The sequence below is a fragment of the Mesorhizobium tianshanense genome (genome assembly GCF_007830515.1).
GTDB classification, from domain to species: Bacteria; Pseudomonadota; Alphaproteobacteria; order Rhizobiales; family Rhizobiaceae; genus Mesorhizobium; species Mesorhizobium tianshanense.
This window is the reverse complement of record NZ_VLKT01000087.1, coordinates 7,501-19,881: the sequence shown is the minus strand read 5'-3', so window position 1 is coordinate 19,881 and position 12,381 is coordinate 7,501. Positions and strand designations below refer to the sequence as shown.

Annotated in this window: 10 protein-coding genes, 1 tRNA gene, 2 rRNA genes and 2 pseudogenes (1 of these 15 only partly in view); 7 read left to right on the top strand and 8 right to left on the bottom strand. The window is 59.3% G+C overall.

Features of this window, described 5'->3' with window-relative positions:
* The 4 genes and pseudogenes from IQ26_RS36085 to IQ26_RS40845 all read right to left on the bottom strand — a co-directional run.
* The coding region (locus IQ26_RS36085; RefSeq protein ID WP_208760291.1) for an IS91 family transposase at positions 1–303 on the bottom strand (303 nt) is incomplete at its 3' end.
* A gap of 13 nt (positions 304–316) precedes the next feature.
* Positions 317–1,192, bottom strand: coding sequence for a tyrosine-type recombinase/integrase (locus IQ26_RS36080; protein ID WP_145723146.1), 876 nt, complete (start codon positions 1,190–1,192; stop codon positions 317–319).
* A 241-nt stretch (positions 1,193–1,433) separates the two neighbouring features.
* The gene (locus tag IQ26_RS40850; RefSeq protein WP_240547419.1) at positions 1,434–1,700 is read right to left on the bottom strand and encodes a hypothetical protein; all 267 of its coding nucleotides are present in this window, start codon (positions 1,698–1,700) and stop codon (positions 1,434–1,436) included.
* Positions 1,701–1,757: 57 nt separating this feature from the next.
* Positions 1,758–1,978 (bottom strand): annotated as a pseudogene (locus tag IQ26_RS40845) (ParB/Srx family N-terminal domain-containing protein); the annotation flags it as partial.
* A 541-nt stretch (positions 1,979–2,519) separates the two neighbouring features.
* Between IQ26_RS40845 and IQ26_RS36065 the strand changes: the two are divergent.
* Complete coding sequence (locus IQ26_RS36065) at positions 2,520–4,679, top strand: S46 family peptidase (protein WP_145723145.1); 2,160 nt, start codon at positions 2,520–2,522, stop codon at positions 4,677–4,679.
* 382 nt (positions 4,680–5,061) lie between these two features.
* On the opposite strand, the pseudogene IQ26_RS36055 reads toward IQ26_RS36065, so the two are convergent.
* A pseudogene (locus IQ26_RS36055) lies at positions 5,062–5,340 on the bottom strand (IS6 family transposase); the annotation flags it as partial.
* A gap of 163 nt (positions 5,341–5,503) precedes the next feature.
* Here IQ26_RS36055 and IQ26_RS36050 point away from each other — a divergent pair.
* The 6 genes from IQ26_RS36050 (at position 5,504) to IQ26_RS36030 (ending at position 9,730) form a co-directional block, all read left to right on the top strand.
* On the top strand, positions 5,504–6,193 hold the full coding sequence (locus IQ26_RS36050; RefSeq protein WP_407660288.1) for a hypothetical protein: 690 nt from the start codon (positions 5,504–5,506) through the stop codon (positions 6,191–6,193).
* A gap of 5 nt (positions 6,194–6,198) precedes the next feature.
* Positions 6,199–6,738: a thermonuclease family protein gene (locus tag IQ26_RS36045; RefSeq protein ID WP_145723144.1), complete on the top strand. Its 540-nt coding sequence runs from the start codon at positions 6,199–6,201 to the stop codon at positions 6,736–6,738.
* A 285-nt stretch (positions 6,739–7,023) separates the two neighbouring features.
* The gene (locus tag IQ26_RS39875) at positions 7,024–7,200 is read left to right on the top strand and encodes a hypothetical protein (protein WP_167522728.1); all 177 of its coding nucleotides are present in this window, start codon (positions 7,024–7,026) and stop codon (positions 7,198–7,200) included.
* 117 nt (positions 7,201–7,317) lie between these two features.
* A complete protein-coding gene (locus tag IQ26_RS36040) occupies positions 7,318–7,641 on the top strand; it encodes a type II toxin-antitoxin system HigB family toxin (protein ID WP_145723143.1) in 324 nt (107 codons plus the stop codon).
* The gene (locus IQ26_RS36035) at positions 7,631–8,011 is read left to right on the top strand and encodes a helix-turn-helix domain-containing protein (RefSeq protein WP_145723142.1); all 381 of its coding nucleotides are present in this window, start codon (positions 7,631–7,633) and stop codon (positions 8,009–8,011) included. Before IQ26_RS36040 ends, IQ26_RS36035 begins: the two co-directional genes overlap by 11 nt.
* A gap of 21 nt (positions 8,012–8,032) precedes the next feature.
* Positions 8,033–9,730 carry a recombinase family protein gene (locus IQ26_RS36030; protein ID WP_145723148.1) on the top strand — a complete coding sequence of 566 codons (1,698 nt, stop codon included), beginning with the start codon at positions 8,033–8,035 and terminating at the stop codon, positions 9,728–9,730.
* Here IQ26_RS36030 and IQ26_RS36025 read toward each other — a convergent pair.
* The 3 genes from IQ26_RS36025 to IQ26_RS36015 all read right to left on the bottom strand — a co-directional run.
* Positions 9,687–9,763 (bottom strand) — tRNA-Met (locus tag IQ26_RS36025). The two genes, IQ26_RS36030 and IQ26_RS36025, sit on opposite strands and share 44 nt — an antisense overlap.
* Positions 9,764–9,894: 131 nt before the next feature.
* Positions 9,895–10,009 (bottom strand): 5S ribosomal RNA (rrf, locus tag IQ26_RS36020).
* A gap of 97 nt (positions 10,010–10,106) precedes the next feature.
* Positions 10,107–12,381 (bottom strand): 23S ribosomal RNA (locus IQ26_RS36015); it runs 524 nt beyond the window's last position.

The following is a 12,381-nucleotide window of genomic DNA, read 5'->3' as shown; positions in this document are numbered from 1 at the left end:
GGTGAAGACGACGTGGTAGTACGCGACAGGCAGCAGCTCGGTCTGCCTGTCGGCGAGCCAATCCCGCGCCGCCGCACCCTGGCACTTCGGGCAGTGCCGGTTGCGGCAGGAGTTGTAAGCGATCTCGATGCGGTCGCAGTCCTCGCAGCGCGTGACATGGCCGCCGAGTGCGGCGGTGCGGCAGACTCGGATCGCCGAGATCACCTTCAGCTGGCCGAGGCTGAGGTGTCCGGCGTGGGCGCTTAGATAGGCATCGCCATGCGCGCGCAGGATGTCCGCGACCTCGAGCGAAGGCCGCGCCATCGAGTGCTGCGCCTTAGGACGGAGGCGGTGGCATCAGCAGCGATAGCGGGCTTTCCACCTCGCGCAGGGTCTTCAGCGCCACACGCGTATAGGCGGCCGTGGTATCGAGCTTCTTGTGGCCGAGCAGAACCTGGATGACGCGGATATCGACCTTGCGTTCCAGAAGATGGGTGGCGAAAGAGTGCCGCAAGGTGTGCATGGAAACGCGCTTGTCGAGCTTGGCCGCCGTTGCCGCCGTGCGGCAGGCGCGGTCCATCTGGCGTGTGGTGATCGGCTGGCCGGGCTCGCGGCCAGGAAATAGCCATCCCCTCGGCCGCTTCACCTTCCACCACCGGCGTAGCAGGTCGAGCAGATCCGGCGACAGCATGACGTAGCGATCCTTGCGGCCCTTGCCCTGCTCGACGCGGATCAGCATGCGGGTGCTGTCGATGTCGGAGACCTTGAGGTGGGTAACCTCCGACACGCGCAGACCGCAGCCATAGGCGAGGCTGAGCGCGGCGCGATGCTTGAGATTAGAGGCGTGGGCGAGAAGCAGCGCCACCTCTTCGACGCTTAGCACCACCGGCAGCCGTTCCGGTGTCGGCAGCCGCGCCATGCGGTCGCAGAACCCGGCGCGGCCAAGCGTCACGTGGAAGAAGAAGCGTAGTGCGGCGTTCGACAGGTTCATTCGCGCATAGCTCGCCCCGAGCGAGGCGAGACGGAGCTGATAACGGCGCAGATCTTCTCGCTCCGCCTGATCGGGCGAGCGGCCGAGGAAGGCGGCGAACTCCCGCACCTGGCGGATATAGTCGCGCTTGGTGTGCTCGCCGAATTGGCGGATCGTCATGTCCTCGATCATCCGCTGACGCAGCGGGCTGACGGCGGGACCATCGTTGCTTTGAGTGCTCATGGGGCTCTCCTGGTTAGAGGGAAACCCCACGATGTTCAGGCAGGAGGCGCAGCTCCGACAACAAAATGCCTGCGCAAGCGATGCCGCCGCGCCCTACCGCGCGAGCGGTTTAGTTCTATGGGCGCATTGCTGACAGGCAGTCTGGGCCGGAAACGGTCCGTTCCGCTGAGGATGGGAGACGCTGGAAAGCTGCCATTCGCTCTCGTCCGATCCGAGCATCCGCACGAAGACAGTTCGAATCTCATGAGGCGCGCCATTTCAGAACAGAACTATGAACCCCGAAGGCCGCCGGTTTTACGCTTGAAGCGGCTACGAGCGTGCGCAACAGTTCCGACTTCGATCCCATGATACGAACTTCGGTATCGGCGACCTCGACCCGCTGCGCCAATGTGCGCAGGTGATCCCGCCAATAGCCACCTCCCTCAAGCCGCAGCCTTTCGCGAGCGACATTGGCGAAGCCCTCGATCATGTCCGGCATGACCGCCTGATTACCGGTGCTGTCCAGCATGGCCTGGGTGCGCTCGGCGTCGGCTGTGGCCTAGTCCCGAATTACTTTGAGGCCAGCCTCGCGGGTGATGTTCTCGTCAAGGCTGATCTCGTGGGCGTCGTTCGCGGTATCCAGAACGGAGCGCACGGCTTCCGTCTTCCCAATTTGCTTGCGCTTGGCGCGCTGCAACTGCGCCAGTCTGCGGCCTTCGCCGATGGTGACGAAATAAAGCCGGTCGTCTGGCCCTCCGCATCCACCACCAGATTTTGCAGCATTCCCTTGGCGCCGATGCTGGCCGCCTCGGTCAATAGTCAATAGCGAACCGCGCGATGAATCTCAATATTGCAGCAAATTTGAGAATTTCGTTCCCTCGCGTCTCATAATTGAGCGCAGTAATCGTGACGACCGCCGCATTCTCGCATTTAAATGCAGTGCGACACACCTTTTCTGCGCGCTGCCTGACCCAGAGAAATCACCGGTCTCTAACCGAAACGACAGCACTCTCACAATTAATGGCCAAGCGACAACCGTTGGTAACGGCGCTTCATGGCTAGCGAGGACAGCGTCGGGTCTACAACGAATGTCGGAGGTCGGACATAGATGGGGCGGCTCCCCACGTTGTAATTGAAAGCTTTATTCCTTTGGCACGATTAGTGCTGCGGATGATCCGCAAACGTTGCACGGAACCGATACAATGAGAGGTGAGCGTCATCCGGATTCTTGCGTTAACGATCCACTCAGTCTTCACGGAGTGGCAGCAGCGCAGGCGCTGGCGGACGCCGGCCATCCCGATAGTCATCGAGTCTGCGGAGAACAGAATCAGGATGGGGCGAGATCAGCATGAACTCGAATTTGAAATGTTTGGCCCAAGCAACTGCCATCGCCTTGCTCTGGACGGTCACCGCTACGACGGCGGACGAAGGTATGTGGATGCCGGGCCAGACTGCGGAAGTGGGCGCGGCCATGCGCGCGGATGGGCTCCAGATCGATCCCGCCCAGCTGCGCCGTCTGGACGCTGACCCGCTCAACGCGATCGTATCACTGGGCGGATGCTCCGCCTCCTTCGTCAGTCCACAAGGGCTGGTCGCAACCAATCATCACTGCGTGTTCGGATCGATCCAGTACAACAGCAAGGAGGGCCAAGACTATCTCACAAACGGCTTTCTGGCGAAGAGCCTGGGTGAAGAATTGGCCGCGGCGCCCGGCAGCCGCATCTATGTGATCGAGGATATGCGGGATGTGACCGCCGGCATGCTCAAGGGCGTTTCGGACAAGCTGAACGGCTTTGCCCGCAATGAGCGGCTCGACACGAACCGCAAGGCGCTGATCGCCGCATGTGAAGAACAGCCCAATCGCCGCTGCGACGTGGCCGCCTATTATGGCGGCGCCTCCTACTATCTCCAGCAGAAGCTCGAAATTCAAGACGTGCGCCTCGTCTATGCGCCCGCGCTCGGCATCGGTAGGTTCGGCGGCGAAAAGGACAATTGGATGTGGCCGCGCCACACAGGCGACTTCGGCTTTTATCGCGCCTATGTCGCTCCTGATGGTTCCTCCCGGCCTTATGCGCGCGACAATGTGCCTTACCGGCCGAAGAGCTGGCTGCGCATCGCCCGTGAAGGCGTCCAAGAAGGCGATTTCGTGATGGTCGCCGGCTTTCCGGCGACGACCAATCGGTTGCGCACCGCCGGCGAAGTCCGGTTCAACTTCGCGCACTACGAACCGCTGCTGCAGCATTTGTTGTCGGACTATGCCGCCCAGATCAAGCAAGCCACCGTAGGCAATCGCGACGCGCAGATCCGCTACGCCCCCATCCTGCGAGGCGTGGAAAACTACGAGAAGAAGCTGGCGGGCGATCTCGCCGGCGCCGATGCGATTGGGCTCAACGCTCGCAAGGCCAACGAGGAGAAAGCCTATCGCGACTGGGTCGCTGACGATCCCGCGCGGCAGGCGCGCTATGGCGCAGCAATCCGCGAACTGGACGCTGTGGTGGCCGAGAACAGCCGGGCCTCGCTCGAGGGGCTGCGGCAGGCGCTGCTGGACCGTGCGCAAATCCTCTCATCCGCGCGCACTCTCTATCGCTGGGCGAAGGAGCACGAGAAGCCCGATGAGGACCGCGAAAGCGGCTTTCAGGATCGTGACCGTAACGGGACCGTGGATCAACTGAGGCAGATCGAACGCGGTTATCTGCCCGACATCGATCGCAAGCTGTTCGAGGCCGCGCTCGATGAATATCGCCGGCTGGACGCAAAGGACCGCGATACTGCGTTCGAGACCGCTCTGGACCAAATCGGCCTTGACCGACTTTATGCAGACACCAAACTCGCCGACACTGCCACGCGGCTCGGCTGGCTCTGCAAGCCGGCTACTGCCTTCGAGGCGTCGGACGATCCTTTCATCAAACTGGCGGTGGCGCTCTATCCAGGCGACATAGCTGCGGAGCGCGCGGCGAAGGACCGCGCCGGCCTCAGGCAAGCGGCGCGCGCGACCTATATGCAGGGCCTGCGTGCCTATCGGCATGCGATCGGCCGGCCGGTGTATCCCGACGCGAATGGATCGCTGCGCATTACCTGGGGCAAGGTGACGGGGCGAACGCGCGACGGGCAGATCTGGACGCCCTTCACCACGGCCGAGGGACTTCTGGCCAAGCACACTGGCAAGGGCGAGTTCGATGCGCCGGATGCCGCCGTCGCCGCGATCCGGGCCAAGGATTATGGCCCATATGTCGCGCCGGCGCTGGGCACGTTGCCGGTCGACTTCATGTCCACGGTCGACATCACCAATGGCAACAGCGGCTCGGCGACGCTGAACGGGCGCGGCGAGTTTGTGGGTCTCGCCTTCGATGGCACGCTCGAGGGCGTGATCTCGGACTGGGCCCCCGACGCGGACCGCAATCGCAGCATCCATGTCGACAGTCGCTTCATGCTCTGGACCATGGACAAGATCGACGGCGCGGGCCGGTTGCTCAAGGAAATGGGAGTGCGGCCGGCGTCGCGCTCCTGAGCGGATAGAAAACGTTGGAAAATGTCAGTATATGCTCGATCGGCTCGTCTTGGCGTCGCGGCCGAGCCGGTCGAGGTTAGTCACGAGAGGAATGTCCCTGGACACCAGCTTGTCCATGAGGCGGGAAAAGCCGCGGCGCTGCACAATCGCGGTGCTTTCGGAAACCGTCTCGGTGACGATCGGGGCGGTTGGACCTGGAAGCCTGCGAGCGATCGCCTCATGAAGGAGGTCATGGGGGCCAATGTGGCAGGAAGCATACCAAGTGAGGTAGGCCGTGAACAGGGAGTTTTTGCCTATCTATCAGGCAGCGAGGATTTCGAACTGCTCGGCGATCGAAGGGATTGTAGGCGTACCTCGCCTGTCGATTGCGCATCATGTGGATGCTGTCGATGGCGCGATAGAGATACATCCATCGTCCGCGGACCTTGCTGCAGGTCTGATCCATATGCCACCTGCCAGTGACGGATCGCTTGCGCTGGTTGAACCGCTCCAGCAGTTGCAGCGAAAAGTGCACGACCCAGCGATGCACGGTGGAATGATCGACGCTCAGGCCGCGTTCGGCCATCTTCTCCTCCAGGTCGCGAGGGCTGAGATTGCAGGCAAGGTACCAGCGCACGCACAGTAGGATGACAGATTGATCGAAATGACGGCCTTTGAACAAGACGGGCTCCTCAGAAACTGAAGTGCCGTCATGCCTGAATCAGCTTACCGAATAGTTTGCGACAGAACCTCTTCGTCGGCTAAGGCCGCGTCCGGGCTATATCCATGCCCCGCGCCCGCTCGACGTCTGTCAGATCGATTACACGCCGACTGACATCAACTTCGTGGAGGCGGTCGACGGCGCCGGCATTTTCGTCGGCCGCGCCTACCTGACCATCCTCACCGACGTGTTCTCGCGCTGCATTCTGGGTTTCTGCCTGTCCCTGGAAAAGCCGTCGGTGCTGTCCGACGCCCCGTGTCTTGCGCACGCAACGTGCCCGAAGGAGGAGTGGATGGCCGCGGCCTTGACTGGCCAATGCTCGGCCGACCACGCCGACTCGTTACGGACTCAGCCAAGGAGTTCAAGGGGCGGGCGTTTCAGCGCGGCTGCGAGGAATACGGTATCGGCATCCGATATCGTGACCGCGGCCGCGTCCATCAGGGTGGTGTGGTCGAGCGTCTCCTGGGCAAGCTCAATGCCGTGCTCGCCATGGACCCAGGATCGACCGGACGATCGGTGGCCGACCGTGACGAATATCCATCTGAGAAAGTGCTTGCCTGAGCTTGCCGATCTCGAGCGTTGCGTCGCGCTTGCTGTCGTGGACCACAATCTCCAGAAAAACGCCAAGACGCCCGGTGGAGCACCCGGTGCGTCAAAAGCGGCGGCTGCCGATCGAAGAATGGTAGCGCGTGAATGGCCGATCATCTTCTCGACTATGTGCGTCGCTATCTCGATGGAAACATTGGAGTGGATCGCCTTCATCCGCGCGCTCCAGCGCCAGTGCAGTCCCTTCCCGTATTTCACGGGCGCGTAGCCGTCATGGACGGCCGAACGCTTTGGTATCCGCAATATGCACAACGGGTTCGCCTCGCCGACATCGATGCATGCGAGCTGCCGCAATGGGCGCTCAATCCCAAATGGGAGACCCGCGACAAGATCAAGGCGCCACCCCCGGTCCCATGCGGTCCGCTCGCCAAGGCATGGCTGAAACGCACCGTCGGCAACAAAAGCGTCGAATGTGCTGTTCTCGGCTACAGCCATGACGGTGTGCCGCTCGGTCGCTGCGCAACGGGCGGCGAGGATCTCGCCCTCGAAATGCTGCGTGTCGGATGGGCGCGGGTCGCCTCGCCCTACCCCGTGAACGGCCAGTATCTGACCGTTCAGAACTACGCGATGGCAGCGCGCTACGGCATGTGGGCCACTTACGTCCTCGATATGAATGAGTGGCGACGCAAGGCGGTCGACAAGACGCTCGACCGGCGTCCGATCGCCGATTTCAACCTACTCGCTGAGCGCGAGAGTGAAATTTCGCCTGCCTTCGTCGATGCTGGTCATAAACCGAAGAGCACAGACCGATAGTTGCCGGACTTTCGCCCATATTGCGAGGTCGTTCGCAACCGATCCTCTGGCGGGCCTATTGCTCGCCATTCCTTTAAAAAACGCGTTGGCGAATGGTTCGCAGCACTAAGCTAACAACAAACTCCGGTCTTCCAGGAGCAGCCACGTGTCATCTGCAAGCGCAGCCGACCATCCCATCTCTACGCTATAGCCGCCGCAATGCCGCACAAGCGCTTTGCGCCTCTTTTCGTGCACTACTTCCTGGGTCTTGATGCTTGCCATCCGATTTCCGGCTGGAGCAGATGCGTGGCCGTCAAGACCGAAAAGATCCAGACCGAGGTAGTGAAGCCTAAGCAAGCCCCTGCCCTCGATCGAGCCTTGCTTCGCCTTGCCCGGTTGATTGGTCGACAGATGGCAAGAGAACAGTTCGACGCGACGCAGGAAGTCCCCCAAAAGACGAGGGCGAGCGATCGCGGGCACTGATCGCCCAGGAAGTCTTCGCCTCATCCGAGGGCATAATTGCTCGATGAAAGTTATTGTCTATCGGTAGATAGCGCGAACGCCTTGATCCCAGAATGGGACCATGGTAAGGAGAAAACAATGAGGATCATCGCCCGCCGCAGCTTGCGGGAATTCGTCGAGGCCCTGTCAGGGCAGAAAGAACAGCCGGCGGTCAAGGCCGCGCTCGATGCCTGGTTCGATGAAGTCAGCAAAGTTGCATGGGCGAGTTCTGTCGACGTTAAAAAGCACTACGCCACGGCAAGCATCGTCAGCGCCGAGCGGATCGTCTTCAACATCGAAGGCAATGACTATTGCCTCGTGGTGTCGGTTGACTTTGAGAAGGGCATCGTCTGGATTAAATGGATCGGCACCCACAAGGCTTACGATAAGATCGACGTGACGGAGGTGAAGCATGGCAACTGATCTCAAGCCGATCCGCACCGAGGCGGACTACGAGGCAGCGCTTGCCGAAGTCGAACGGCTTTGGGGGGCCAAGGGCGGCACACCGAAAGGCGATCGGCTGGATGTCTTGGCCACGCTGATCGAAGCGTACGAAACGAAGCATTATCCGATGGATCCGCCCGATCCGATCGAGGCGATCCGTTTTCGCATGGAGCAGCAAGGCCTCACCCGAAAAGATCTGGAGCCGATGATAGGAACCCGCAATCGCATCGCCGAGGTGTTCAATCGCAAGCGGGGGCTGTCCATTGAGATGATCCGCAATCTACACGACAAGCTTGGCATTTCGGCAGAGGTTTTGATTCGGCCAACTCGTCGTGAGGAGGCAGCCTGAGAGCAGATAGGAAACCAACCTATGACCCGGATCGCACTCTATGCACGGTATTCCACCGACAATCAGCGTGAGGCGTCGATCGAGGATCAGTTCCACATTTGCAGAGAGCAGGCAAAGCGCGAGAATTGGGAAATCGTCAGTACTTACAAGGACGCCGGCATCTCGGGCGCAAGCATGATCCTTCGGCCAGGCATCCAGATGCTTTTGCAGGACGCCCAAAGGGGGTTGTTCAATATAGTGCTGGCGGAAGCCTTGGATCGCATCAGCCGCGACCAGGCCGACGTCGCGACACTCTATAAACATCTCAATTTTGCTGGCGTTTCGATTGTGACGCTCGCCGAGGGCAGGATCAGCGAGCTACATGTCGGCCTCAAGGGCACCATGAACGCCCTGTTCTTGAAAGACCTTGCCGCCAAAACCCATCGGGGACTGCGCGGCCGCGTCGAGAACGGCAAATCCGGCGGCGGCATTTGCTATGGCTATCGCCTTGTTAAGAAGCTGGACGTGCACGGCGACCCAATCCGCGGCGATCGCGAGATCGACGTGCATCAAGCACATATCGTCCGGCGGATCTTCCGGGACTTTGCAACCGGGGTCGGACCCCGTGCGATCGCCAAAGCTCTTAACGACGAGGGCGTCCCCGGCCCCGAGGGAAAGCTCTGGAACGACACGACCATTCGAGGTCACCTGAAGCGTGGCACTGGTATCATCAACAATGAGCTTTATATCGGGCGGCTGGTCTGGAATCGCCAGCGCTACCTGAAGGACCCGTCGACCGGCCGGCGCGTCTCGCGCCTTAACCCAGAATCCGAGTGGATCATCAGCAATGTGCCAGACCTACGCATCATCGAGGACGAATTGTGGCAAGCGGTGAAGCGGCGGCAAACCGATATCTCCACGAAATTTGCCAATGTCACCGACGCGGTGCGCGAGCATCATGCCAACAATCGGCTCAATAGCGCACGCCGTCCGAAGTCGCTCTTATCGGGCCTAATCTTCTGCGGCAGGTGTGGGGGCCCCTATTCGCTACGGGGCGCGAACCGATTCAGCTGCTCGGCGCATATAAGCAACGGTTCTTGCTCGAACAGCCGCACCATTGCACGTTCTGAACTCGAAGAACGCGTGTTGGCGGGCCTGAAGGATCGAATGATGGCACCAGAGGTGGCATCTGAGGCGATGCGCGCTTATGCGGAGGAAACGAACCGCCTCAATCGCGAACGACGCACTAACGCCCAATTTTCGCGCGCAGAACTGGAAAAGACAGAGCGGGAACTGGAGAAAGCGGTCGACGCAATTCTCGCCGGCATACCCCCGCTCAAACTGAAGGACCGTATCAGGACACTAGAAGCTCGTAAGGCCGAACTTTCCATCTTGCTTACGGAAGTGCCCGACGATGTGCCGGACCGACTGCCGAGCGCCGCGCATATCTATGCAAAGAAAATTGGAAGGCTGACAGAAGCTCTTAACCGCACGGAGGATCGGGCAGAAGCGGCAGACGCCATTCGCAGCCTCATCGAAAAGATCGAGCTACGCCCGGGCACACGCCGAGGCGTAGTTGACGTCACGCTGTACGGCGAACTGAGCACGATTCTCGGCTGGATCGAGCGGCAGACGACTGGAAGGGCTACAAAAAAGAACACTCCCGGAGCTGGGCTCGCGGGAGTGTCTGGATCGGTGGTTGCGGGGACAGGATTTGAACCTGTGACCTTCAGGTTATGAGCCTGACGAGCTACCGGGCTGCTCCACCCCGCGTCAACCTTAGAAGTAAGCCTTGACTTACTGGATTCAAGCTTTCGCCAAATGAAAGGGCCGCTTGCGCGGCCCGAGATCCCGATGGCGGGCCTGTTCGTAAGGAGAAGATTTCAACAACGTGCGCTTGGCAGACCTGGCAGCGACCTACTCTCCCGCGTCTTGAGACGAAGTACCATCAGCGCTGGAGCGTTTCACGGCCGAGTTCGGAATGGGATCGGGTGCAGCCGCTCCGCCATAACCACCAGGTCGGCAAAACGCACGTTGCTCGAGAAGCTGTTTTCTGTGCCATCCATCTCGGCGCAATCCAAAGGATTGTCGCTGGAAATGGGCATAAGGAATGAGAACGATCAAGCCGATCGAACTATTAGTACCGGTAAGCTTCAAGCGTTGCCGCTCTTCCACACCCGGCCTATCAACGTGGTCGTCTTCCACGGTTCTCAGGGAATACTCGTTTTAAGGTGGGTTTCCCGCTTAGATGCCTTCAGCGGTTATCCCGTCCGGATATAGCTACCCTGCTATGCGGCTGGCGCCACAACAGGTCCACCAGAGATCCGTCCATCCCGGTCCTCTCGTACTAGGGACAGATCCTTTCAATATTCCTACACCCACGGCAGATAGGGACCGAACTGTCTCACGACGTTCTGAACCCAACTCACGTACCGCTTTAAATGGCGAACAGCCATACCCTTGGGACCTGCTCCAGCCCCAGGATGCGATGAGTCGACATCGAGGTGCCAAACAACCCCGTCGATATGGACTCTTGGGGGTCATCAGCCTGTTATCCCCGGCGTACCTTTTATCCGTTGAGCGATGGCCCTTCCACGCGGGACCACCGGATCACTATGACCGACTTTCGTCTCTGCTCGACTTGTCAGTCTCGCAGTCAGGCAGGCTTATGCCATTGCACTCAGCGAACGATTTCCGACCGTTCTGAGCCCACCATCGCGCGCCTCCGTTACTCTTTAGGAGGCGACCGCCCCAGTCAAACTACCCACCATACATTGTCCCGGACCCGGATAACGGGCCGCGGTTAGACATCCATAGTGATAAGGGTGGTATTTCAAGGTTGGCTCCACCTGAGCTGGCGCCCAGGTTTCAAAGCCTACCACCTATCCTACACATGCCACTACGAATGCCAATGTAAAGCTATAGTAAAGGTGCACGGGGTCTTTCCGTCTAACCGCAGGAACCCCGCATCTTCACGGGGAATTCAATTTCACTGAGTCTATGCTGGAGACAGCGGGGAAGTCGTTACGCCATTCGTGCAGGTCGGAACTTACCCGACAAGGAATTTCGCTACCTTAGGACCGTTATAGTTACGGCCGCCGTTTACTGGGGCTTCGATTCAGAGCTTGCACCCCTCCTCTTAACCTTCCAGCACCGGGCAGGCGTCAGACCCTATACGTCGTCTTGCGACTTCGCAGAGCCCTGTGTTTTTGATAAACAGTCGCTACCCCCTGGTCTGTGCCACCCTCCCATGCTTGCGCATGAAAGGGTCACGCTTCTTCCGAAGTTACGCGTGCAATTTGCCGAGTTCCTTCAGCATAGTTCTCTCAAGCGCCTTGGTATACTCTACCAGTCCACCAGTGTCGGTTTCGGGTACGGTCTATAAGGAGGAGCTATTTCCTGGAACCACGCAGCAGCCCTTTCAATCCGATAAGATTGGACTACCTCAATGATCCGTCACTTCCTCCAGGCCCACGAATATTAACGTGGTTCCCATCGTCTACGCATTTCTGCCTCGACTTAGGGGCCGGCTAACCCTGCTCAGATTAGCTTTAAGCAGGAACCCTTGGACTTTCGGCGGGGGAGTCTCTCACTCCCCTTACGTTACTCATGTCAGCATTCGCACTTCTGATACCTCCACCACCCCTCACGGGTATGGCTTCATCAGCTTACAGAACGCTCCGCTACCGCTTGCATTGCTGCAAACCCTAAGCTTCGGTGTATGGCTTTAGCCCCGTTACATTTTCGGCGCAAAGACCCTTATTTAGACCAGTGAGCTGTTACGCTTTCTTTAAATGATGGCTGCTTCTAAGCCAACATCCTGGTTGTTTTGGGATCCTCACATCCTTTCCCACTTAGCCATAACTTGGGGACCTTAGCTGTAGGTCAGGGTTGTTTCCCTTTTCACGACGGACGTTAGCACCCGCCGTGTGTCTGCCGACTAGTACTCCCAGGTATTCGGAGTTTGGTTAGGTTTGGTAATCCGGTGAGGACCCCTAGCCCATCCAGTGCTCTACCCCCTGGGGTATTCGGTCGACGCTCTACCTAAATAGATTTCGCGGAGAACCAGCTATTTCCGAGTTTGATTGGCCTTTCACCCCTAGCCACAAGTCATCCCGAACTATTGCAACAGTTATGGGTTCGGTCCTCCAGTAAGTGTTACCTTACCTTCAACCTGCTCATGGCTAGATCACTCGGTTTCGGGTCTAATGCGACGAACTGAACGCCCTATTCAGACTCGCTTTCGCTGCGCCTACACCTATCGGTTTAAGCTTGCTCGTCACACTAAGTCGCTGACCCATTATACAAAAGGTACGTGGTGACCCTTGCGGGCTCCCACTGTTTGTAGGCAATCGGTTTCAGGTACTCTTTCACTCCCCTTGTCGGGGTGC

Coding starts and splice junctions, on each gene's coding strand:
- IQ26_RS36035 (WP_145723142.1), top strand. CDS start 7,631: ATGGCAACTGATCTCAAGCCGATCCGCACCGAGGCGGACTACGAGGCA.
- IQ26_RS36040 (WP_145723143.1), top strand. CDS start 7,318: ATGAGGATCATCGCCCGCCGCAGCTTGCGGGAATTCGTCGAGGCCCTG.
- IQ26_RS40850 (WP_240547419.1), bottom strand. CDS start 1,700: ATGCTGGACAGCACCGGTAATCAGGCGGTCATGCCGGACATGATCGAG.
- IQ26_RS36065 (WP_145723145.1), top strand. CDS start 2,520: ATGAACTCGAATTTGAAATGTTTGGCCCAAGCAACTGCCATCGCCTTG.
- IQ26_RS36045 (WP_145723144.1), top strand. CDS start 6,199: ATGGACGGCCGAACGCTTTGGTATCCGCAATATGCACAACGGGTTCGC.
- IQ26_RS36080 (WP_145723146.1), bottom strand. CDS start 1,192: ATGAGCACTCAAAGCAACGATGGTCCCGCCGTCAGCCCGCTGCGTCAG.
- IQ26_RS36030 (WP_145723148.1), top strand. CDS start 8,033: ATGACCCGGATCGCACTCTATGCACGGTATTCCACCGACAATCAGCGT.